Source organism: Deltaproteobacteria bacterium (genome assembly GCA_020845775.1).
Classification (GTDB): domain Bacteria; phylum Bdellovibrionota_C; class UBA2361; order SZUA-149; family JADLFC01; genus JADLFC01.
The window spans coordinates 1-23,993 of record JADLFC010000108.1 but is presented as its reverse complement, the minus strand read 5'-3'; the positions used below and the strand labels follow the sequence as shown (position 1 = coordinate 23,993).

18 protein-coding genes are annotated in these 23,993 nt (G+C 43.6%); 8 read left to right on the top strand and 10 right to left on the bottom strand.

Features of this window, described 5'->3' with window-relative positions; translation table 11 throughout:
• Positions 1–399 precede the first annotated feature (399 nt).
• From IT291_06875 to IT291_06865, 3 genes are all read right to left on the bottom strand, one after another.
• Positions 400–708, bottom strand: a complete 309-nt coding sequence (locus tag IT291_06875) for an ATP synthase F0 subunit C (GenBank protein ID MCC6220946.1) — start codon at positions 706–708, stop codon at positions 400–402.
• A gap of 124 nt (positions 709–832) precedes the next feature.
• On the bottom strand, positions 833–1,540 hold the full coding sequence (atpB, locus tag IT291_06870) for a F0F1 ATP synthase subunit A (protein MCC6220945.1): 708 nt from the start codon (positions 1,538–1,540) through the stop codon (positions 833–835).
• A gap of 32 nt (positions 1,541–1,572) precedes the next feature.
• Positions 1,573–2,013: a hypothetical protein gene (locus IT291_06865; GenBank protein ID MCC6220944.1), complete on the bottom strand. Its 441-nt coding sequence runs from the start codon at positions 2,011–2,013 to the stop codon at positions 1,573–1,575.
• A 237-nt stretch (positions 2,014–2,250) separates the two neighbouring features.
• On the opposite strand from IT291_06865, the gene dnaA reads away from it, so the two are divergent.
• The 3 genes from dnaA (at position 2,251) to recF (ending at position 7,015) form a co-directional block, all read left to right on the top strand.
• Positions 2,251–3,810, top strand: coding sequence for a chromosomal replication initiator protein DnaA (gene dnaA / locus IT291_06860; protein ID MCC6220943.1), 1,560 nt, complete (start codon positions 2,251–2,253; stop codon positions 3,808–3,810).
• A gap of 815 nt (positions 3,811–4,625) precedes the next feature.
• Positions 4,626–5,753: a DNA polymerase III subunit beta gene (gene dnaN, locus IT291_06855; GenBank protein MCC6220942.1), complete on the top strand. Its 1,128-nt coding sequence runs from the start codon at positions 4,626–4,628 to the stop codon at positions 5,751–5,753.
• An 8-nt stretch (positions 5,754–5,761) separates the two neighbouring features.
• Complete coding sequence (recF, locus tag IT291_06850) at positions 5,762–7,015, top strand: DNA replication and repair protein RecF (GenBank protein ID MCC6220941.1); 1,254 nt, start codon at positions 5,762–5,764, stop codon at positions 7,013–7,015.
• A gap of 32 nt (positions 7,016–7,047) precedes the next feature.
• Here the strand turns inward: recF and IT291_06845 are convergent, their stop codons facing one another.
• Positions 7,048–8,451: an ATP-binding protein gene (locus IT291_06845; GenBank protein MCC6220940.1), complete on the bottom strand. Its 1,404-nt coding sequence runs from the start codon at positions 8,449–8,451 to the stop codon at positions 7,048–7,050.
• Positions 8,452–8,842: 391 nt separating this feature from the next.
• Between IT291_06845 and gyrB the strand changes: the two genes are divergently transcribed.
• The 5 genes from gyrB (at position 8,843) to IT291_06820 (ending at position 17,026) form a co-directional block, all read left to right on the top strand.
• Complete coding sequence (gene gyrB / locus IT291_06840; GenBank protein ID MCC6220939.1) at positions 8,843–11,323, top strand: DNA topoisomerase (ATP-hydrolyzing) subunit B; 2,481 nt, start codon at positions 8,843–8,845, stop codon at positions 11,321–11,323.
• Positions 11,324–11,394: 71 nt separating this feature from the next.
• Positions 11,395–13,923, top strand: coding sequence for a DNA gyrase subunit A (gene gyrA, locus IT291_06835; protein ID MCC6220938.1), 2,529 nt, complete (start codon positions 11,395–11,397; stop codon positions 13,921–13,923).
• 20 nt (positions 13,924–13,943) lie between these two features.
• Positions 13,944–14,984 carry an NAD(P)-dependent glycerol-3-phosphate dehydrogenase gene (locus IT291_06830; GenBank protein MCC6220937.1) on the top strand — a complete coding sequence of 347 codons (1,041 nt, stop codon included), beginning with the start codon at positions 13,944–13,946 and terminating at the stop codon, positions 14,982–14,984.
• 23 nt (positions 14,985–15,007) lie between these two features.
• Positions 15,008–16,426, top strand: coding sequence for a cation:proton antiporter (locus IT291_06825; GenBank protein MCC6220936.1), 1,419 nt, complete (start codon positions 15,008–15,010; stop codon positions 16,424–16,426).
• 9 nt (positions 16,427–16,435) lie between these two features.
• Positions 16,436–17,026 carry a hypothetical protein gene (locus IT291_06820; GenBank protein MCC6220935.1) on the top strand — a complete coding sequence of 197 codons (591 nt, stop codon included), beginning with the start codon at positions 16,436–16,438 and terminating at the stop codon, positions 17,024–17,026.
• Positions 17,027–17,040: 14 nt separating this feature from the next.
• Here the strand turns inward: IT291_06820 and IT291_06815 are convergent, their stop codons facing one another.
• The 6 genes from IT291_06815 to IT291_06790 all read right to left on the bottom strand — a co-directional run.
• On the bottom strand, positions 17,041–18,045 hold the full coding sequence (locus IT291_06815; GenBank protein MCC6220934.1) for a hypothetical protein: 1,005 nt from the start codon (positions 18,043–18,045) through the stop codon (positions 17,041–17,043).
• 110 nt (positions 18,046–18,155) lie between these two features.
• On the bottom strand, positions 18,156–19,940 hold the full coding sequence (locus tag IT291_06810) for a pilus assembly PilX N-terminal domain-containing protein (GenBank protein MCC6220933.1): 1,785 nt from the start codon (positions 19,938–19,940) through the stop codon (positions 18,156–18,158).
• Positions 19,941–19,981: 41 nt separating this feature from the next.
• Entirely contained in the window at positions 19,982–20,890 is a 909-nt protein-coding gene (locus IT291_06805; protein ID MCC6220932.1) for a prepilin-type N-terminal cleavage/methylation domain-containing protein, read from the bottom strand.
• Positions 20,856–21,236, bottom strand: a complete 381-nt coding sequence (locus tag IT291_06800; GenBank protein MCC6220931.1) for a type II secretion system protein — start codon at positions 21,234–21,236, stop codon at positions 20,856–20,858. The genes IT291_06805 and IT291_06800 overlap by 35 nt, the downstream gene beginning before the upstream one ends.
• Positions 21,233–21,700 carry a hypothetical protein gene (locus IT291_06795; GenBank protein MCC6220930.1) on the bottom strand — a complete coding sequence of 156 codons (468 nt, stop codon included), beginning with the start codon at positions 21,698–21,700 and terminating at the stop codon, positions 21,233–21,235. The genes IT291_06800 and IT291_06795 overlap by 4 nt, the downstream gene beginning before the upstream one ends.
• Before the next feature lie 573 nt (positions 21,701–22,273).
• On the bottom strand, positions 22,274–23,993 hold a 1,720-nt coding region (locus IT291_06790; protein MCC6220929.1), incomplete at its 5' end, for a DUF2723 domain-containing protein.

The window sequence follows — 23,993 nt, the reverse complement described above, 5'->3', positions numbered from 1 at the left end:
TCTATACCGTTTCCAAAAAGTAAGTTAAATATTTTACTTTTTGGAAACGGTATTTGTTGTTTGTTGGCAAGTGCTTACGCACTTGCTGTTTATACCATTTACAAAAATCCTTTTTGTAAATGGTATAATTACAAAAAACCGAAAACCCATTGTATTAATAGAAGCTAAACTAAACGAAGAAACTCTTAGTCCTAACTTAGTAAGATATTCTAAGCTATATGGCGATATTCCGATGATCCAAGTATTGGCAAAAACAGCTTACATGGATAAGCACAAAAACTCGTTAATCGTCTCGGCAGCGGATTTCTTTTCTAACTTTAGTTGAAACCCGGTTACGGAAAAAAGCGTTCAATAAGCAGATTAGGTTATGGGCGTGTTTTCAGACACGCCCATAAAAAACTATTTAGTTAAATTATAGGCTATAACAAAGGAAAAAATTACCAACGATTCCATAAAAGCAAGTCCTAGCAACATAGGAACGAACATTTGGCCGGCCGCTCCTGGATTTCGACCAATACCTTCTAATGCTGCAGATACAGCCCGGCTTTGTCCCATTGCTCCACCGAAAGCTGCCATTGCTATTCCTAGACCGCCTGCGGCAGCACTCCAATCACTCGAACCAGCCGCCGCCTCTTCTGCCGCCCAAGCCGAATCGACAAGAAAGAAAATGCCAAACATTAATACAGAAAACACCTTCCCTAAACGCATATTTCCTCCACGATAATTGCGCAATATTGTAACTTACAACTTAACAGCAGCCCCTACTACTTAAGAACTGCTAGACACAGCTACCTTAAGCAAAAGGCGGCAACGCCTGTTGAACTACTGTAATTTAGTGACCTTCATCGTGAGCCACTGCTAACCGTATATAGATCATGGTCAACAAAGTAAAGACAAATGCCTGAACAAAACTAACAAATGTCCCTAAACCATAAAAGATAACTGGTATTATTGCCTTTGTAAGATCGGTAAATACCTCTAACACCATGTGATCACCAATCATATTTCCAAACAATCGAATACTTAGAGAAACTGGCCTCATTATGTGGCTAATTATTTCTACCGGAAATAACAACAAGCCAATTCCAAAGATTGGACCCCACAAGTGCTTAGTATAATTAATTATTCCGACTTCTCGAATGCCCCAATAATTATAACAAACAAAAACCACCAGAGCTACTCCGAGATTAATAGTAAAGCTATCAGTTGGCATCGAAAAGCCGGGTAGCAATCCCAATAAATTCATACTCGCCACATAGAAAAAAACAGTGGCCACAAAAGGGATGTATTTGCGGTTTTCCTTCAACATCACGTTATCAGACAGGTTAAGAATAAATTCCGCCAAAAGTTCCAAAGCGTTACATGTCGTCAATCGCTCGTCTGGAATTATAGGATTTCGCTTTTCGGCTAGCCTATTTCTGGCCAAAATCCCCACAGTCCCAATTACTACCGCTACAAATCCAGCCGACCACAAACCCTCATTAGAAGGATTGAGACCTAACGAAGAAGTTGCACTTTGAATGATATTTACTGAAGACATGTCTTTATTTTTTTCCCGACTACAAACACTATCTACTGACAATCTGTCTCTTCTCTCTTAGCCCCTAGGCAAACAACTACAGCCCCCAAAAACAATAGCGACACATAGCCTATAAGAAATGAAATTACAAGATCTTGTACAAAAGCAATTAGCCAGAACAACACTAAGATAACCAAGGGAAGCTTAAAAAAGACCATTAAAAAAACTACTGCTCTTTTAAAGAACGAAAGTTCTCGTTTGCCCCCCAAAATAACCCCAGTAACTTTCGACCAACTTAGTAAGTTAAGCCCGCCAAATGCAATACCTAGCAATACTCCGCTAATCTTAAATGCCTCAATCTCTAGTGGCTTATTAATGCAAACTATCGACACAGCAATCAGAGCCACAACAATACACAATACTCCTAAAAACTTTAGTGCAAGTTTCTTGCCATTGTTCGCCACATCTCCATTTGTGTTCTTAATTGCGTTCATAGATTGGAGTCACATAGCATTAACAAAATTTTTTTTAAATTTTTTTTCGCCGCATGCAGTTGAAATCTCTATGTGATCAACTTTAAGTTAGCTCAACTTAGGTTCTAACCATTTGCTTCCTTTTTAGTTCTAGGTAATAGACTTTCCTATGGTTACGAGTAGAAGATGTTCTTTGATGGTTCCCATATTTTCTGGTGAAGTAGGTTAGCATTGCCATTTGTCGGAGCGGTTCGGAGCTTGGAAGCAATAAGCAATATCGTTGATAATGATGGTAGCGAAAATAATATAGCTGGCGACATTGTCGCTGAAGCTAACGAGGTTCGCATTTGGGATGGGGCTTGTAAGGTTCTTCAGGCCACGTTGGATTTTCAAATTTTTTCTGCGTGGATTAAACCGCTCATTCCATCACGTATTAATTTGCCACTTTTTTTGCAATCTTCCTCACCTCAAAAACTGGAAATTACTCTTTTAGCTCCCAATAAGTTTTATTGCGATCACATTAAGCGTGCATATGGCGATTTAATTTGTTCGGCTATTGCCGAGAGCTGTAGTATTGTTAATTTGAATAAAAACAACATAGAGCTATTGTTGTCGGTTTCAGGCAATGGCAATAAGCTACGCTCTGCTAGGGAGGAAATTAAGAATGACAAAGTTAAATCAGCTGAGGAAAAAGGCGGTTCTTGTGGCGAAAAAAAATCCTTAGCTTTTAATTCTAGTAGTTCTTCCTCGCGTGCAAATAATGCGCGAGTTACAAAAACTTCTCTTGCTCAGGCGAATTTAAATCCCAAATATAGTTTTGCTAATTTTGTTGTAGGGGCTTGTAATCAGCTAGGGCATGCGGTTGGAAAAAGCGTAGCGGAGCAGCCTGGTTGTAGGTACAATCCGCTTTTTGTTTATGGTGGTGTTGGTTTAGGAAAAACTCATTTAGTTAACGCCATTGGCAATTTCGCGTGGCGCAAGCAAAAGAAAGTTCTTTTTGTTTCGTCAGAAGTATTTGTAAATGAGTTGATTCAGGCATTAAAAAGCAACAAGATGTCTCAGTTTAAGGAGAAGTTCCGCTCCTTAGATGTTTTAATCATTGACGATGTGCAGTTTATTGCTGGAAAGGAGCGCACTCAAGAGGAGCTTTTTCACACATTTAATTCTCTGTATGCAAAGCAGAGCCAGATAATTTTGACTGCTGACAAGATTCCGCAAGAATTAGTTACTTTAGAGGAGCGTTTGCGAACGAGGTTTGCCTGTGGTTTGACGGTAGATTTGCAAGCGCCTGATTTTGAAACCCGCGTTGCTATTCTCATGAAGAAGGCGGAAGCGCTGAACATTTCTCTTCCACCGGAAGTTGCCAAGCTTTTGGCAGAAAAGATAGATAGTAACGTAAGAGAATTAGAAGGTGCGCTAAACAGATTTAACGCCATGAGTGCGTTAAATGGGCAAAATCTCAACATCGATCTAGTCGAAAGTGCATTGCGAACGATTGTTCCCGAGAAATCACGAGCAATTACTATAGAACTAATTCAGAAGACAGTTGCTGAAAAGTACGGCGTGAGCGTAAGAGAGTTAGTTGGCAAACGCAGAAATCAAAGCGTAGTACTTCCTCGGCAAATTGCAATGTATTTATGTCGCAAACTTACCACCTGTTCCTTTCCAGAAATAGGCGCTCTTTTTGGTGGCAGAGATCATTCCACAGTTGTTTATGCAATTCGCTCTATTGACGAAAGAAAACACGATACTAATAGCATAACAAGCGATTTACGCCTTATAGAGTCAAGGCTAACTGGAACTAGTTCAAACATTTAAGTAGTTCTGCCTATCGCATCCAACAGCAGTAGCTCCAGCAAAACCAAGATCTACTACTAGTTATAAGAAAAAAATCCTTTTTACTGCCTACAGAAATCCTACCAAAACCCATCAATCCAACAGCAGTAACAGCAACAAAACCACTCAACCATCAAGATCTACTACTACCTAGATATAACAAAAAAATCCTACCAAAACCCATCAATCCAACAGCAGTAGCAGCAACAAAACCACTCCATTAACGGTGTTAATAAGTCTTTAGTAATAATATATTTAATAAACATGAATCAATCTAAGTGCCTATCATCATTCACTAATACTAAAACTGCTCGATATTTGATAAGAATTTGGGGCTGTTGATAACTTGTTGGTAAGCTTGTTTGAATGTTGTGGAATAATTTGTGATAAGTTTTTGCATTACTGCTTGTTGTTAACAACTACTATCGCATTGCCAAGGTTATAAATAGCTTATCAACAACTTATATCAAACTTTGTAGTTCAAAGATTTCCTTTGCTCACTACGACTTACATTCACAACTAACAGATACAAATCTGTCTACTACAACTACTACTATCTTTAAATTTATATTTGGAAGAAAGAAGAGAAAGAACGTTAATTTTTAAAAGCACTATGAAGAGCGTATATGTAAGCTAGAACCAAGACACGCTCATTAGCAAAAAATTTCTAAACACATCTACAACATTTATTGTAACTAGTGTAAGAAAATATACTGAAGTAACGTCTTGGTTGCGCTACAAAAAGCGCCCATCAAATTAGCGTAAGTAGAAGCAGTAGTGTAGATGGAGCATTAGTAATGCAGATAGAAGTCAATCAAAAAGAACTTTATCATCTCTTGTATTTAACTAGTACAATCGCAAATCGTCGCAATACAATGCCGATAGTTGGTAACGTTAAACTTACGGCAGGGAATGGCACACTTCAAGTTTTAGCGTCGGACTTATGCATTAGCCTCTTAGGCGATATGGACGCAAATGTTTTAAGGCCAGGCACATTAACTGTTGATGCTAAGTTTATATACGAAATAGTAAAGGAACTCCCAGAAGAAGTTGTGCACATTAGTTCAACAGAAGACTGCCGGCTAGAAATAGTTTCTGGCAATTCCAGATTTAAGGTAAGCGGTGCTGCTTCATCTGAATACCCTAGCATAAATGGTTTGGCATTAATTAATCCTGTCTCGGTAGACGCGCCAAAACTACACGAGATGATAAATAACACTCTATATGCAATTTCCACAGACGATACTCGAGTAAACATAACTGGAGTTTGCGCAGAACTACTAGATGAAGAAGGCCAAAAAAATAAGCTGCGATTTATAGGTACCGACGGGCATCGCTTGGCAATTATAGACAGAGTTATTGATGGCTTCGATATGCTAACGCACAGCGTAATTATTCCTAAGAAGGGAGTACAAGAGATTAAGAAGCTACTAGAGGGAAATGAAGGAGTAGCATATGTGGCAATTAATAACGGTTTTTTTACTGTAAAAAGCAAGCGAGTGATACTGGGCGTAGGCTTAATTAATGGCGAGTTTCCAAATTATAGAAGGCATATCCCAACAGAGTTTAAAACGAGCATAGATGTTGATAGGCTTGAGTTCCTATCAGTAGCTAGGCGCGTAGCGCTAGTCACTACAGAAAATGCGAGAAATGTGATTTTAAGCGTTAATGATTCAGATTTGCGCGTTTCTTGTTGCAGCGAGGGTTTTGGCGAAGCTGTAGAAAATATGCACGTAAGACAAGATGGAGACAATGTGACTGTCGCGTTCAATGCGCGATACTTAGTCGAATTGATTTCGGCAATGACTAGTAGCGAGACAGTAAACATTAAGTTAAATGGCGAAAAGGGGTCGGGAGTGTTTGTTGGAGATGGAGATCCATTATACATGTGCGTAGTTATGCCTGTGCGTTTTGAACAGGGATAATCGCCTCTGTGCACATAATACGTATATCGTTAAGTGGTTTTCGCAATCTCGTTAAGCAGGATATTTCCTTTCCAGAAAGAGTTACAGCTATTGTTGGTGATAATGGTCAGGGGAAAACTAATTTACTTGAATCAATATACCTCTTGAGCCAAGCTAGGTCTTTTCGCACCTCTAAACAGGTTGAACTAATTGCCTGGAACGAAAAACCCAGATCTTATTCGAATTTAGATTTAGGAGACACATCGCATATACAGGATCCATTCAGTAGTAGCGAAAGTGATAAATGCACAGTAAGTGCGAAAATTATCGCGACCGATGGCGAAAAAGAAATAAAATACGATATCACTCCTGCTGGTAGAAATGTGTATATCAACGCCAAACGGATCTCTAACGCAAGTTCCTTTTATGGACAAGTAAGAGTAGTAGAGTTTGGGGCGCACGATTTAGAGATCATTAAAGGGGCGCCATCATGCAGGCGCCGCTTTATGGATAGAGCTATAGCGATGCTCGATAGGACGTATGTAGAAAGAGCGGTGGCATATTCAAGAGCGTTAAAGAGCAGAAATGCCATTATTAGAGAAAATCGGGAGAACTTTAGTAAATCCAAGTTAGATGAGTTTGTTGAACTTCTGTCAGTGTGGAATACGGCTTTAGCTCAACATGGGCATTTTATTGCAAGAATGCGTTTCGATTTCATTCAGGGAATTAGCCAGAGGTTTAAGCGCTATTACCAGATCTTAGCGGGGTCTAGCGACAATGAGACTGAAATAAGGCGCGAGCGAGCTAGTGTTAGATATTGCAGTGATTTTTTGGACAATAGCGGAGTTATTAAGTCTCAGGACGATATTGAGATGGTTATTTCGCAGGCGATTAAGAGCGATTTTGCCAAATCGACAACTTCTGTAGGAATTCAGCGTGACGATTTAGAAATCGATATAGATGTTGGTAGTGGCGAGAAGTCAGCCAGGCATTGCGCCTCGCAGGGACAAACGAGAAGTTTAGCATTGGCTCTAAAGCTAGCCACGGCAGATTTCTTAACTGATAACAGTGAAGGAGATGCTCCTATCTTTTTGCTAGACGATATAGAGTCAGAACTGGACATGCGCAGAAAAAAAGCCCTTTTTAAACTTATTGCACATAGCAAATCTCAGTTCATTATAACCCTACCTTACTTGTTAAAAGACCTTGAAAATATCGTTCCACACTTAGCCATATTGCAAATCACAAATGGTTTGGCAGAGGTTCGACAAACAACTAATTAGCGTGGCAAACCTTTACTGCTTGCCGTGTAGGATTAGATGCTCTTTTTGGCTAGCGCATCATTCGCTCCACCAAGTATGGCAAAGAGGTTTTCAACTAGGTAGATTGGTAGTCCAATTAAGTTGCATTTGACGGACTTTAGCCCATCGCCAGTTCTTATATGATGTGAAACTGTACTATATAAGGATTTTCGCAGGGACAAGTCGAGCCTAATCGCACTGTCGATTTTTTTATCATATACTAGTTGCCACAGCGAGCGCATTTTACCCGATGCTCCCGACTTTACTTCAATTGGTAAAATTTTGCTTTTATAAGAACAGATAAAATCTACCTCGGCAGCTCCCTTTTTCTTGCCTCTTAACCAATAATATAAATCCGAAGGCTCTTTTGTGGGGGTTAAAAATGCTAAGTGCTGCACGGCGAACTGTTCGGCGATATTTCCCTTAGTAAGTAGATTATCGGGAGTCAATTTAAATAGGTCTCCCCATTCAAGTCCAGTAAGAGAATTGTATAAACCAACATCCAAAAAATAGAGCTTTAAAATATTGCAATCAGCTCCAGCGCTTAGAGGCAAGCCAGTACAACTATTGTGGCAGCAACGATAAATAACGTTTGCCATGGCTAGTAGCGCTATAGCATTTTTAATATCGGTGGAATGTTGCCGGGATATTTTGCTGAAAATAACTTTTTCGCCAATATTGGCTGGGACATATTCGAGAACCTTTAATATTTTATTCTGCAGTCCACCGCTGGCGTATTTTGTAATGTCCTCTCTATAGGTGTGTACTAGCGAATAGTGAACTTTCCTTACCGCTTCTCGATCTTTTGACTCAACATATGTTGCCACCGCTTCGGGCATTCCACCGACAAAGTAGTACTCTTTCAGCAATTCGGTTGCCATTTCGTGCAAGGTCTTTGACGGCGGGGAATCCAGTGTTATGTGCTGCAGTTGACTAAGAAGCTGCTCTTCGTCGAGGGCCTGAAGAAATTCAAAAAATGTCATGGGGCTCAGATAGTAGTACTCCACTCTTCCCACTGGTATCGATACCTTTTGTTTGCTGATAATTACTTCAAACAACGAACCAGCGGCAATGACCCGAAGCCCTGGTCTATCTTCATAGAAATAACGTAGAGCGTTTATTGCAGCGGGTTGTGCTTGAATTTCATCTAAGAAAATAAGGGAGTTGTCAGAGATCTTCTTCTTGCAAACCAAACTTATTTCAGAAATTACTCTGTCAATTGAAAAGCTCTCTTGATTTTCAACTTCTCTGAGTTTGGTCTTCTCCAGGTTAACCGTGCACAAGTCTAGAAGCATATTGTCTGCAAGTAGCTTAGCTAGGTAACTCTTGCCCACCTGTCTCGCGCCCCTAAGTATTAAGGGCTTAGGCCTTTCAGTTGCTGCCCATTGCTTTAAGTCCTTTAGTGCTTTCCTGTACATTACACATATTCCTTGTTTGCTTAGCTAATAATGGAGTCTTTTTTGGTAAAAGTAAACTAAAAATGACCCCTTTTTTGGTATAACTCCTCCAATAATGGGGTCTTTTTTGGAGCTAGGATGTGTGCTTGGAAGGAATTGATTCATAGGTGCTAAGTCAACTTGGAAAACAACTGTTTTCCAATTGACTCTTTTTGCAAACGCTCTCGAAGCAAGCGAATTTTCTAGCCACTTGCACTGATGGCGACATGCCACGTAATTTATTGAAATCATTTAACTTTCTTGTTTGCTTACTATTAAATAACCTGCTATAGTTCCAACGATTTGTAGTGGTGCTTTAAGCACTGATTTTATGTAGCTCCTTAAGCGAGCTTTTATATATAGATTTGTAATTATGGAAGAGAATTTAATTGCGGTTCAAGAGGCAGATAAGGCCATTTTAAGAGTTGCTGAAGACTACGGCGTCGATAAGATCAAGGTTTTAGAAGGCCTCGATGCAGTGCGCAAGCGCCCTAGCATGTACATAGGAGACACCTATGAACGCGGCTATCATCACCTCGTTTACGAAGTCGTCGATAATTCGATTGACGAAGCCATGGCTGGGTATTGCGATCGCATTAATGTGACCATTCACGTAAATGGGTCGGTTACTGTCGAAGATAATGGTCGTGGCATACCTACTGATATCCATCCCACGGAAAAGGTAAGCGCCGTGCAGGTTGTTTTGACGAAACTCCATGCGGGCGGAAAGTTCGAGAATAAGGCTTATAGAGTATCTGGTGGTTTGCACGGCGTGGGGGTGTCGGTAGTAAATGCTCTTAGCGAACGATTGATGGTTGAAGTTAAGCGCGAAGGGAAAGTCTTCTTTCAGGAGTACCATCGCGGAGATCCCTTGTCCGAGTTAAAGGAAATAGGAACTACCAATGGTCGCGGAACGCGAATAACTTTTCTTCCAGATTTCGAGATATTTAAAGAGGTAGAGGGATTTAAGTACGACTTATTGGCTTCGCGCTTTAGAGAGTTAGCCTTCTTAAATGCTGGCATTCGCATTAATTTTCACGATGAACGCACCGGCCGTAATCAAGAGTTTTTTTACGAAGGCGGAATCAAGAGCTTTGTAAAACATCTAAACCAGACGCGCGTTCCGCTCTTCCCAGAGCCAATGTACATTGCAGATACCAATAAGGACGGCGTTAGCATAGAAGTAGCACTGCAATATAACGAAGGGTATAATGAAGCTATATATAGTTTTGCAAATAACATTAACACCATTGAGGGAGGCACACATTTAGCTGGCTTTAGAACTGCGCTAACTCGCGCTATTAATAACTATGCCGTGCAAAATGGTTTAATAAAAAGTAGCGACGAAAATCTACAAGGCGAAGATATTCGCGAGGGCGCGACGGCTATTATAAGCGTAAAACTTCCCAATCCTCAGTTCGAGGGGCAAACTAAAACAAAGCTGGGGAACAGCGAGATAAAAGGCCTAGTCGAGCAAATGCTTGGCGATAAGCTAAACAGTTTTCTCGAAGAGAATCCGGCGATTGCTAAGACCATTGTAGGTAAAGGTTTAGAGGCGCGAAGAGCAAGAGAGGCAGCAAAACGCGCTCGCGAGCTAGTGCGCCGAAAGGGCGCGCTAGATTCAGCGGCACTTCCCGGCAAATTAGCTGATTGTCAGATTGAGGATCCAAAACTTTGCGAGCTATATTTGGTAGAGGGCGATTCGGCAGGTGGCTCGGCCAAGCAGGGTAGAGACAGGTCTAACCAGGCGATTTTGCCGCTAAAAGGTAAAATTTTAAACGTCGAGAAGGCGCGCTTTGACAAGATGCTAGCGTTTGAAGAAATTCGCACCATCATAACGGCTCTCGGTTGTGGTATCGGAAGGGATGACTTTAACGCCGATAAGCTTAGGTATCACAAGGTAGTTATTATGACCGACGCGGATGTCGATGGAAGCCATATCCGCACGCTCTTGTTGACGTTCTTTTTTAGACAGATGCCCGAACTGATTGAGCGGGGTTACTTATATATTGCACAACCGCCGCTTTACAAGCTTAAAAAGGGCAAGGCAGAGCATTATTTGCATGACGAGAAATCGTTTGATGTTTTTGTCATTCACGAAGGGGCGAAAGATATAGTTGTGGAAGGTTTGGGAGGAACGCGGAAGCTAGATGGTCAGGAGCTAGAAAATTTTTTAAAGGAAATTAAGTCAGCGGAAAAGATACTCGAGGTAATGGGCCTTAGGGGAATGGATCGCCATGTTCTAAGTGCTTTTGCTGCCTTTGATAGTTTTAACCGCGATGCTCTCAGCGATGGAGGTGTTTTAAATTCCTTTTTGGAGCGCATGAAGGTGGAATTGGGAAAGTGGGCAAGTGGAGTGCGCATTATTTCGGCTCGCACTACGAGCGATGTAGAGCACGGTTCTTCGGCCTTGGAAATAGAAACAGAAAGCGATGGAGTTACTCGCCGAACGACCATTAACTTTGAATTGTTGACTACGGAAGACTTTCAACAGCTTCAAAATTTTTTTGCTAAAACTCGTTCCCTGGGAGTGTACCCGTATAGGCTAATTGATAAGAGCAAGAAAGAAGATTCTATTATTGAGTGTTCGACTATATTTGAAATTCGCAAAGCCATAATGGAACGCGGCAAGTCTGGCTTTACGGTTACGCGCTTTAAGGGTTTAGGCGAAATGAATCCAGAGCAACTTTGGGATACTACGTTAGATCCAAAGAAGCGCACGATGTTGCAGGTTCGAATTGAAGATGCAATTGAGGCCGATCGCCTATTTACTTTACTCATGGGTGATGCGGTTGAACCGCGCCGTGCGTTTATTGAGGAAAACGCTTTAAGTGTTAAGAATTTAGATATTTAGGGAAATGCTCTAGCGCGCAGAAGTATTTTTTGCGGCACTTTTAACGGGGCATTTCTTTTTTTTGAGGTGTTATGGACGCGACAAATATTATTCCAGTTACTATAGAAGATGAAATGTGCGGATCCTATATGGATTACGCCATGAGCGTCATTATCGGCCGTGCTCTTCCGGATGTGCGCGACGGCTTAAAACCCGTGCATCGTAGAATTCTCTACGCAATGCTTAGGGAGGGCTTAACTTCTAACAAGAAATATTCAAAGTGCGCTGGTGTCGTGGGTGAGGTGCTAAAGCATTATCACCCCCATGGCGATACAGCGGTTTACGACGCATTGGTGCGCATGGCGCAGGAGTGGAATCTTAGGTATCAACTGATAGATGGCCAAGGCAATTTTGGCTCTATCGATGGAGATTCGCCTGCGGCTTATCGATATACTGAGTGTCGGTTAAAGGCGCTCGCCGAGCTTAAACTCGCCGATATCGATAAAGATACGGTGGATTTTGTGCCCAATTTTGACGAGTCGGTCGAGGAGCCGGTGGTGTTGCCCTCTCGAATCCCCACGCTTTTAATCAATGGTGCGGAAGGGATTGCTGTGGGAATGGCCTCTCGCATTCCGCCACATAACTTGCGCGAGGTAATCGCTGCGGCGATTAAGTTAATCAATAATCCTCAGGTCACTGTAGATGAGCTCATGGAGGTAATGCCTGGGCCAGATTTCCCAACAGCGGGGATTATTTATGGTGCCGAGCCATTGCGCAGCATTTATAAAACTGGTCGAGGATTGATACAGGTTAGGGCGAAAACTCATGTCGAGAATATTAGCTCGGGAAAGAGAGAAGCCGAAGCGATAATTGTTGACGAGATTCCCTATCAGGTGAACAAGGCGAAGCTCGTAGAGAAGATAGCCGAGTTAGTAAACGAGAAAAAAATAGAAGGCATTTCGCGCTTAAGAGACGAGTCTGATCGCAGTGGGATGCGCATTGTAATCGAGTTAAAGCGCGATGCTGTAAACGAAGTGGTTTTAAATCAGCTCTTTAAGCTCACGCCGTTACAGCGCACGTTTGGCGTGACGATGCTAGCCATTGTGGATGGACGACCAGAGATCTTATCACTAGACAAGCTGCTAACGCATTTTGTTGAACATCGCAGAACAGTTGTGACTCGGCGCAGCAAATTCGAGTTGGCGAAGGCCGAAGCTCGCAGGCACATTTTAGAGGGATTTCGCATTGCGCTCGATAACATAGATGCGGTCATTCAGATAATAAAATCGTCTGAGGCAGTTAGGGATGCTAAAGTTGCTTTGCAGCAAAATTTTAGTTTAAGCGAGATTCAGGCTCAGAACATTCTCGACATGCCACTGCGCAGATTGACTGGTTTAGAGAGGCGCGAAATTGAGAAAGAGCTAGAAGAGCTTTTAGTTTACATAAACGAGCTAAAGGAAATTTTAGCGAGTCCTCAGCTAATAAATAAAGTTATCGTCGAAGAGTTAGAGGAGATAGCCAAGAAGTTTGGCGATGATAGGCGCACAGTCATAGAGGCTTTTGGCGATGAAATTGAAGTTGAGGATTTAATAGCTGAAGAAGAGATGATGGTGACAATTAGCCATCGCGGTTATATAAAGCGCTGTTCCCCCTCGCTGTATCGCTCGCAGAACCGTGGCGGAAAAGGAGTTCAGGGCACTAAAAAGCTAGCAGAGGATGCGGATGATTTTGTGGAGGAACTCTTTGTAGCGTCTACTCATGCTTATCTGTTGGTGTTTTCGTCGTTGGGGAAGGTTTATTTGTTAAAAGTGTATCAGCTTCCAGAAGCTAGTAGGACGGCGCGCGGTCGAGCTATCGTTAACATGTTAGAGCTAGAGGAAGGCGAAGAAGTATCGGCTATTCTTCCAGTTCGGCATTTTGAGGAAGATCGCTACGTCGTTTTAACGACGCGCAAGGGTTACATAAAACGCGTCGATTTAATGGCATTTGCAAATATCCGCAAGGGTGGCATTCGGGCGACGTTGCTTGACGAAGGCGATACTGTTTTTGGCGTTGAGTTAACTGACGGAACTTTAGATTGTGTAATTTCAACTCGCAATGGCATGTCGATTAGGTTTCCCGAGACGCAAATAAGAGCAATGGGCAGGGGTGCGAGGGGAGTTAGGGGCCTTACTCTGGAAGACAGCGATGAAGTAGTTAATCTCGTTACGGTTAAGCACATAGAGGAAGGAGGCGAAAATGACGGCGCTGAGGATATGGGGCTTTCTCTGCTAACGGTTTGTGAAAATGGGTACGGAAAGAGAACTAGGCTTTCGGAGTATCGATGCCAAAATCGCGGCGGAAAGGGCGTAATAGATATAAAGACCACTGAGCGAAATGGTTTCGTAGTTTCGGCAAGCCGAGTGAAGCAAGGTGACGATGTAATGTTAATTACTACTGGCGGCAAGGTAATTAGAACGGCTGTGGATACGATTTCGTTAATTGGCCGAAATACTCAAGGGGTGCGCTTAATCCAGCTAGCTGAAAATGAGCGCGTCGCTGCAGTCGCGCGCATCGCGGAGGCGAAGGATGATGAGGTAGTCGCTGAGGAGGGAAATGGCGAGTCGGAAGCTGCCGATTAGTATAGCGGTGCAGAGAGAAGATGCATTTAAAGGTACGCAAGATAGCGGTCTTAGGTGCTGGAAGTTGGGGAACAGCTTTGGCGCATCACTTGCGTCGAGCGAATTATGAGGTGTGTTTGTGGGGTAGGGATGAGGGCGTTCTTAAGTCCATATCCGAAGAGAGAGAAAACCCTAAATACCTAAGTGGTGAGTCTTTGGCAGCGGGTATTAGGGTGAGCACATGTCTAGTGGAGGCCGTAGCTGGGGCCGAGTTGTTGGTTATTGCGTTGCCATCGTCGGCGGTTCGGGCGGAAATTTCTGCTGTTAAAGCGCACGTTCCAAAGGGATTGCTAATTGTTAGTGCGGTAAAGGGGCTAGAGAACGCTACTTTAAAGCGCATGAGTGTGGTAATCGAAGAGGAACTAGGAAAGGAGAATCCCGTTAGCGTTCTTTCTGGGCCGAGTTTTGCGAGAGAGGTAGTTAGGGGAAAGCCCACTGCTGTTACGCTTGCATGCTTGGATGAGTCTGTAGCACAGCAGATTGCCGAAGTTTTTCACTACGATAGTTTTAGAGTTTATACTTCTACTGATGTGATTGGGGTGGAATTTGGAGGTGTCTTTAAGAATATTATTGCCATTGCAGCAGGAGTAGTTGATGGTTTACAGATGGGCAATAATGCGCGGGCAGCTTTAATTACGCGCGGATTATCTGAGATGCAGCGCCTCGTCGTGGCTCTGGGTGGCAGTGCTCTTACGGTGGGTGGTTTGAGTGGCTTGGGCGATTTACTTCTTACGGCTACTGGGGATTTAAGTAGAAATAGACAGGTCGGGATTCGTTTGGGGCAAGGAGAGCAGCTAGAAGATATTTTAGGGAGCTTGGGCCAAGTCGCTGAGGGAGTTCAAAGTGCTTCCAAGGTGCTTGCGTTGGCGAAGCGGCACAATGTGCCAGTGCCCATTACCGAGGAGGTAGTGAAACTTTTAACTAAACAGTGTTCGATTAAGGATTCAGTCAATGCCCTCCTTTCGAGGACTCGAGCTGGCGAGATTAGTTTTTTAGAAGGCTTTCGTTTTAAATTTTATTAAATTTTATCTGGAGATATTGCTAAGTGAAACGCAATACGTGGTTTAAGAGAGTTACATTCTGGCCGTTAATAATTTCAATCGCTACTTTAGCTCTATTATGCGTCGGGGGTATCGAGCAGGCCTTTGCCGCTGCTAGCGCAGGTGGTGAGGGAGGAGGCGGCGGGCATGCTAGCCCAGTGCTGCCAGTATTGCTAGGTTTAATGGTGATCTTGTTTTTGGCTAATGTCGGTGCTGATTTGGCAGTCCGCCTTCACCAACCAGCAGTTATGGGCGAGCTTCTAATTGGGGTCATAATAGGAAATTTGTCCCTAATTGGCTTTAGGCACTTTGATTATCTAAAGCACGATGAGATTCTTAAAGTTCTAAGTGAACTTGGAGTTATCTTGCTGTTATTTGAAGTCGGGTTAGAGTCAAATATTGCGGAAATGAAAAAACTGGGTTGGTCTTCTCTGCTCGTGGCTGTTTTAGGAGTTATCGCCCCGTTTTTTCTGGGCTGGTTTGTTGGATCTGTTTTTGAGCCGGATATGGGAACTCTAGTCCACGTATTTATTGGTGCAACGCTTACGGCTACAAGTGTCGGCATTACGGCTAGGGTATTAAAGGATTTGGGCAAGATTCAAGCTGCTGAATCAAAAATTGTTTTGGGGGCGGCAGTTATTGACGATGTTTTAGGTTTGATCGTTCTAGCTGTAGTAAGCGGCATTATAACTGCTGCCAGTAAGGGAACAGAGTTAGATATATTGTCAGTCGTCAAAGTGATGGTATTAGCGGTAGGGTTTTTGTTCGGCGCTATTTTCATCGGTAGGATAATGGCCCCGTATTACTTTAGGTTAGCAACGACACTGAGGAGCCACGGGGTATTCTTGGCAACTGGTTTAATCGTTTGTTTTGGCCTATCTTATCTCGCGGCCTTAGTAGGGCTAGCGCCTATTGTAGGTGCTTTTACTGCTGGCTTAATTTTAGATCCAATGCACTATAAACCACTTTCGATTAAGCACGACAATTTGAGCATGGAGCGCATTATTCAACCGATAATTGCTCTCTTGGTGCCGATATTTTTTGTCACTATGGGAGCAGGAGTAGATTTGCGGGTTTTTGCAGATGCTAAGATTTTAGGATATGCATTTGTTTTGACGCTAGCAGCTATAGTAGGCAAACAGGTTTGCGGACTAGGTGTTTTGGAGAAGGGTTTAGATAGGTTGGTAGTAGGGTTTGGCATGATTCCAAGAGGCGAGGTGGGTTTAATTTTTATCGGCATAGGGGCCACAATGATGTTAAATGGAAAAACCGTTGTGGACAAGGCTACCTATGGAGCTGTTGTGATAATGGTCATTGTTACTACTATGATTGCTCCTCCATTAGTAAAATGGCGCTTTTCACGTTCTGAGAAGAAAGAAAGTCATGTTGAATCGTTTTCCCAACGACGCGAAGTTGTTAATTGAGATGTGGTTATGAAATCGGATAATTGTAAAACTAGGTGTTTTGTTGCTCTGCTTTTCTTGCTGTTTTTAATGCATTTTGTTGCTTGTGCTCCCGCGATTAGCAACAAAATCCCTGTTCCCAGGATAGACGATGTGAATGTCGGCGAGGTTGTGAATGGAAATTTAAGTAACGGTTTAGCCGTAGAGCTATTTGGGGATGGTAGAGAAGTCGCAGAATCAAACAGCGAAGCCGAGATCGTCGTCGTGCCTGAGGGTAGCATAGATGTGCGCGTAAAATTTGCTTTAGAAAGGGCGCTACAGAATAAGGGCTTTGCCGTGAGTTCCTTTGCACCAAAAAGCATTTCTGGCGAGGTAAGAAACTGGTCAGCGGTAGTTAAGGAAGGATTTGTTGCGGAGATAAGTAGCGAAGCTACTATTTACATAGAGTTAAGCGACGCTAGCAATAAAAGGCTCTTTTCGGGAGAGTATAGCGGAACGTCCATTATCAAGCGACCGGGCGTAAATCGCACACACGTAGAGCAATCTCTATCGAAAGCCATGTCAGAGGCAATGAGTCAGATGTTTAGGGATAGAAAGCTTATGGCACTTCTTGGGTCTTAGCGATAGATGTATCGTTACATGTCCTGACAGGAAAAAACATCTGCTAGTAACTGACCGACTTCCTGCCTTGCTTTGTTATAGGTAATCGAACTCACTAATTTATTTGCGTTAGCGGATATTTGCCGACACTGCTCGTCGTGTGATGGAAGCCAATCAAGTATATCCAAAAAATCCAAGAGGTCAGCTTCGACTGGAATGTAGTGAACCCAGGGTTTTAGCTCCTCATAATACCACTGCATGTGCTCGCCTTGGACTTTAAGAACAACGCTTTGCATTGCCAATTTTAGGAAAAGCGATTTCCACGCACAAGAGTAACCGTCTACATCAACTTGGTAGCGGTATTTTACAAACTCTAAAAATGGCGTATGCGGTTTTAACAAGCCGAGAGCTAGAATGCGCTCTGACTTATGCTTTTCGGCATAATCTGGAACGCTGGAAATATAGGCATCGAGTCTGCTAGGGTCGCCAACTTTATCTGACAAGATTCCAAGGGCAATCCGTGGAGCATTTTGGAAGTTCTCAGACTCGCAGGCGTGACCCGAGGCAGCTCCTCGCCAAAATACGGTTTTTTGCTTTGCGTGCCATGGAATTTCTCTTTCAATGTCGCGAATTTGTGCAAATTCTTCTCTATACCCACAATCCTGCATAAAGGCCGGATCGGGAATTAAAAACGTTTGGTTATCAATTCGGCGTCGCCCAAAAGCTAAAATGGGAGTACGGCGCCGATACTGAGCGTGCCACTTATGCAAGCCATCCTCTAGCCAAATTATTGCCGTGCCTATTAGGGGTTTACCTGTCCAGGATTGAACGACGTCCTGAAAAAAGCGAATTACTGTTGGAAAATGTCCTTGTCCTATAGTTGCCGCCCTAGTAGAGAGTCGAATTGAAAGAGTTCCATCTGCTTTGCATTCGAGACGTAGTGCCAGGCGTTTGTCGTCTATTTCCTTGCAGACTCGATCTACGGCGTCTCTTGAATACCGACTGCCACTCCAATAAGCCAGTGCTGAAGCATTTACCATAGTGCTGTAGTATCTGCGGTTTTGGGCGATGTAATCTTAGACGGTGTATCGAACTATAGGCCCCTATACCGTGATTAGATGCAGATATATCAACTATCGGTTGCCTTATACTATTGTTCCCACTCGCGCACGAAGAGTTCCTGGCTTAAATACACAAATCTCGGGGTTAGTGGGGGCAGTTTTGCTGCGTCGTTAAAGTCGGTATCGTAGTCCCAGTTTCTATTTGGCGCTTGGTACTGCGGATTGCCGTATATCCATTTTCCCGACACGTGTCGTGGAAGGTTTAGGCTTACAAAAGAGCCTCGATATGTGAGCGTTTTAGATGTCCACTTTTCATGAAAGCGCGGATAATTTTCGAGACCGCCATTGTACGCACCGCCTTGTCCGCCGACACCCTCGATGTCACCAGTCGTATCTGTGCCCGCTAAAATTGCTGTATAAACGGTAGTATTAGCGGCAATTCTAGTATTTGTGTCCGGGTTAAGACTAGCAGCATCGTTTAAATTCCAGTTGGTAGACAAGATATTAATTGAATCGGCTAAAATTGCCGCGGGTATTTTGTTAGTTCGATTGTAGTGTCCATGAGTATAAACTGCCTGGTCGCTTACCACTGTCATGCCCTTTACGAGCGGCGAGCCGCTAGCTCCCTGAAGTTGATCTGCATTGCGTATCCTTACTCCATAATTGTTTGCCGTACTGGCGGAGTCCGGCCCTTTAACTGTGAAATGGAACACTATTCCGCCTTCGCTATCGTCATCGAGGCCTTTGCCAGCGCCAAACAAGCTTTCATCGTCGATGCAGTTTAGAAGACCAACCATGTCGATTTCAAGCATTCTAATTAATTTCCCTTCTCTGTTGTTAAAGAATGAGATGCCAGTGTTTACAACTTTGCCACTTATAAGACCTGGGCAAGTATTTAAATCAGTGGTTTTTGCATTATCAATTGTATCGTCGTTGTTTCTAACTTGTATGCCAATGGGGTTATTGCCGACATCTAGTTCGAGCACTATTCTCAAGTCTGCCTTGTCCCAATATATCCTGCCTGGATCTGCATCCAATGCTTCTGGTTCTGGGACAGTTAGAGATGTTACGTCCATCTGAATCATTCCGTTATATGGAACTATTTGACTATTGGTAATAGTAACTCTCGTGGAACAAGATGGCACTAGCGAAAGGGGGTTAATTGGGTCTTTTACTGTAACTGGTTTAGAGTTACAAAGATTTGTATTCTTTCGACCGCGAAACAGAGAGCCAGCGGTAGTAACCTGTCCAGTTATGTTGAGCGCAGTCTCCGCGTTTAGATATAAGTCCCCGTTTGTATGCACTGGCCCACTTAAATTCATTGTCGGACCGGGAAGAATTTCCAAATCCTTGTTGTAAAATGCTACAAACTGGAATAGTGGAACCAAGCGGCTCTTAAACTTTAGGTCAAGAATGGCCTCCACTTCTGTGGCGGAATTTGAGGCGACTGAGCGCACGGTGTAGCGATATTCCTGCGCGTTAAGATTTTGGTAGCGCTCGCCCGGTGGAATTGTCGTAATGATCGGATTATCTGGCTCTTCTGTTATATAGGTGGTTGCTAGGTGGTTCCCGACGTCAAATACCTCGCATGCGAAATCCCCACTACCTAGGTTTGAACCTTCACATGCCTCATCTTCTGTGGGACTAGTTCCATCTGGCCTATTGTAGCCCACGAATACTTGCCTAATTTCCTCTGCTCGCAAATTTAGGCCAGCCTCGGCAGCGTAAAAACCTTTAATGCTATTGTGTGTGGAGCGCGTGGTTGCTAGCTCAACTCTGGTTGTCGTAAAATACGCACCCATCATTGCTAGCAATACAGTAATTAGCAACATGGTAGAAACTAGCACAAAACCTTTATCTTTTGTGTTTGTCATGAAACCTCTTATTTTAGGTCTGCGGCATCTCATTTTACACCTTAGTTTGACAATACATTGCGGGGAAAGAAGCGGCTGGTGATAGTCTTGTTTATGTTGCGATCTTTCCAGGAATCTTCAGCGCTCACTGTGATGTCGAGTGCCTGCAAATCGGTCCACCGGTCTGCAATGTCGAGTTCATTTTTTACTGTTCCATCTGCCATAACCGCACGCACCTGAAAGTTGGCTAGCCCATACATTATGTTAAGTGGGTTCGCGTCATCGCCATTCTCGATTACTTCTAGGTAGTTATCGCCGAGATCGTGTTCTTGTAGGCTAAAATGCCACTCTTCGAGCAAATATACTGCCGAGGACTCCACTGGGTAATCGTATTGCCATGCTCCAGCACTTTTCTGAATAATTAGTTCAGTGCCGGTATCGGTTTCGGAAATGTAGTTGAAAAACTCTCCTTGTCTCGTCGATTGATTATAAATAAACGCCCTCACTACGCCGTCTTGCTCATTGCGATAGGTTTGCCAAACGGAGTAGGCGTAGGTGTTATCTGTGTAGGCGCAACCAGCCGTGGCACTTGAGTCGGCGAAATAGATTGACGTTGTCGAGCTCGCAGCAGCAATTGGTTGACAGACTTTCAGTACTTCGTCTTTTAGGTTTCGTCGCAATACTAGTTCGTCTGAATTATTTATGCCCGTTCCGTTTGTTAAGACTATTGCATCGAAGGTAGAGCTCAAATTTTCTCCCGCTTCGCGCACGTTTGCCCCCAATACGTCTAGGGAGCTGCGAAGTTCTTGGTTTAGCCTTGTGCGGATTATGTCGTACTGATAGAGGTTTCGACTGCTCATAGTTACCGAGATTATTGAGCCTGTTATCAGCAGCCCAAGAGCAGTCGATACGAGGAGCTCGACTAAGGTGAACCCTTTATCGGAGCTGTGTAAAAACTGTTTCGACGTCATAAATTACCGAGTTGTTGTATGCGGCCTCTACTCTAATGTGTCGGTTGTTAGCGGATGCACAATAATCTGCGTCTTCACAGTAGTAGTTGGTCACGTTAAAAAGTCTGTCCCCAATATTTACGCCTGTTGGGCCTGTAGAGCCGGATGTCGGCAGCGTATTGGGATCTTGTAGTCGGATTTGATCTAGAACAAATTGAGCTGCCATTATTGCATCTGTGCGAAGTTCACTCTGGGTGTTAAAGCGAGTGTGGTAGACAAATGCCGGCATTATCCCTGCCATTACCAGGCCCAGTATGCTTATTGACACCATTACTTCTAGGAGTGAGCTACCCTGTTCGCTTTTCATTGCAATCTCACTGCTCCGCCGAGAAAAACTTCTAGTTGTTTATATCGCCCCTCGCCGTCGCTTAAGTAAACCATTGGGCTATCGTCTGCTAAGCCGCGAGGAGAAAAGCAAACGCTCCAGGTGGTGTCCGGCGTAGTAATTCCCGGAGGCATGTCGAGAAAGAGATTGGGTATGGGGTCAAATGTTGCGGCATTACAGTTTGTGGCAGTGCTAGCGGTAATTCTGCCAGCGGCGCCCGGTTCTATTAGTACGGCGGATGTGGTGGATATTGCACGGGCTCTAGCGAGCTTAAAGAAACCTACGAGGGACGAGGCGCCATCCTGTAGAGGATCCCTAAGGGAGGTTAGATTGGCCACGTAGATCGAAAGCACAATGCTAGTCACTCCCAGGGTGACGAGCATCTCTATTACGCCAGATCCCCTTGAGTTGGCTATAAGTTTGCGATGTAGCCCAGCAATATACATAGACTGATCTCAGTGCTTATCAAGGCCACAATTACTCAATGATACAACATTAATCGTATTTCATAGATGCCGGAGCAATTAACGTGCCGGAACTATGCGAGCCAAGGCATCTGTAGATTTGGTAGAATTGTTAATAACTTACTGCTAGGCCAGTGATAGTTCTACTAATACACCTACTAGGCGGTTGGACTTTTAAGTGGGACGGCTATTGCACATAAGTATGCACAAATATCATAGCTGATGTGTTAGTGAATGTGTCCGGACGACCCCTAATGGCACCTCACCTAGCAGCGCTATCATTAAAGCGCTAAGTGGCTTATTATGTATACTTAGCGCTAAAAAGCCACTTGCTCTTTTTAGCGCTAAGTCTCATATTAGCTGCAGTTAGCGCTAAACTAGTTATTTAATAATCCTATGCAAATAGTTGGCCGAAAAGAACAGTTGCTCTTGCTCCAGCAATTCTGGGCGAAGCGTTTTGGGTGAGAGACTTTGTTGGGCCCTTTGCTGGATTCGTCTCCAGCATAGCTGCTACGTCTTTTATTGACATCGATTGACATCGCCAGGCTAGACTCCCTATTGTTGTCGTCCCGCAGCTTCTAAATAACGCGCACGATTGTAGGCCATGGCTGCGTAAACTGGGAGAATTTTAATGGAGACTACATCGTCCGGAGCAAAACGGAGAGAGTTGTCTGAAAGCCCGCGCGTAACAAAAGCAGGAAGCGCAGGCTCATGAAAATTCCAATCATCGAATAGCTCGAATACCAGACCCTGGGGAACGAGCTGATACTTTTGTAGAACCGCCTGAACCCACTCGCTGTCTGCACTATCTATGCGCCCAGAGGCAAGTTCAAGGGTGAGATACACGGGCGCAATGTGTTGGTGGTTGCGAATGAAAGCTAAGACCAGCTCCCTAAACCGCTCGCTTATTCGCTGATTGAGTGTAACATCGCGCTGATATAGTTCGGGATCGCGTTCCCATTTCTTTAAATCCTCTAAGAAAGCCTCAACTTGGCTTCGAGCGGCATTCATGGTTTTTGGATACGAGCGTTCGAGAAATTCAAAATACCACGAGCGCCGAAGCTGATTAATATCAATTACAACAACATCCTCTCGCAGTTTTTCAATTTCTTGAAAGTAGAGCATAGGAGAGTATACCTGCCAATCAGTGCTGATAATCATGCCGGAGGGTGCAATTGTCGATAAAATATTGCGAACGTAATCCTCAGCGACGTAATAGTTGCGGCGATTGTTCCAAGAATAGTTAGTTGCTAAAGAGATGCTAAGGATTGCCGTGCATAGGCTAAAAACTAGGCACTTTTGAGCCAGCCGGAGCCGGAAGTTTGCAGTTATTTCAGTTAACAAGAACTGCAGACCTGCTGACGAGCATAGGACGACAAACAGGTGTACTGGCAGGTAATAGGCATCCTTGTCCTCGGCAATTTCATAAGTGGTGTTATAGGTAAGGTTAAGAATTATAGCCACGCAAAAAAACCAAAACAGCCTTTGTGCGCGAAGGAATAGATGTATAAGACCAAGAAAAGCTAAAGCTAGTGCCAGGGGAAACCATGATGGACCAAATTCCACAAGAAGGCGCGACAAAAAGTCGCCCAACAACTTTGTAGGCTGAAATTCAAAATATACTTGATACTGCCGGCCGGTAACATGAGAAATAAAGTTAGCGATCGAGCTAGGGTCTCCCCAGTTCATAAGCGGCTTGCTGGCCGCAGTCAGAGGTAAGTATATGTAAATTCCTAAGCCCAAGAAGGCAAAACCTGCTGCGGTCAACAAGCGTCGGCTAAAGAAAAATCTAACGCCATGGGTTGCGAGAACAAATGCGGCGCAGGCGGGAAGAACAAGTGCCACCGTTACATGATGCACGCCGAGTGCCAAGCCAAAGATTAGCGCTGAAGCATATAGCCAACGGTTCTCGTTAGCAGCCAAGGCAATTGGTCTTTTTTCAGCTTTCCCGCTGTTAGGATTGTGACTAAGTAAAAAGCGTTGCCAGCGAAGCAAACAAAATACTAGAAGGGCAATTAAAAAAGTATTCAAAGTGTAGACCTCTGCAACTGTTGCGTAGGCCCAGAGAGTCCGAGAAGTGCAAAATAGCAGCCCCGCAAATATCCCCGTAAAAATAGCGTTTAGGTTCTTTTGGCCACTTTTGTCACGTTTATACCATTTACAAAAAGGATTTTTGTAAATGGTATAAACAGCAAGTGCGTAAGCACTTGCCAATAAACAACAAATACCGTTTCCAAAAAGTAAAATATTTAACTTACTTTTTGGAAACGGTTTA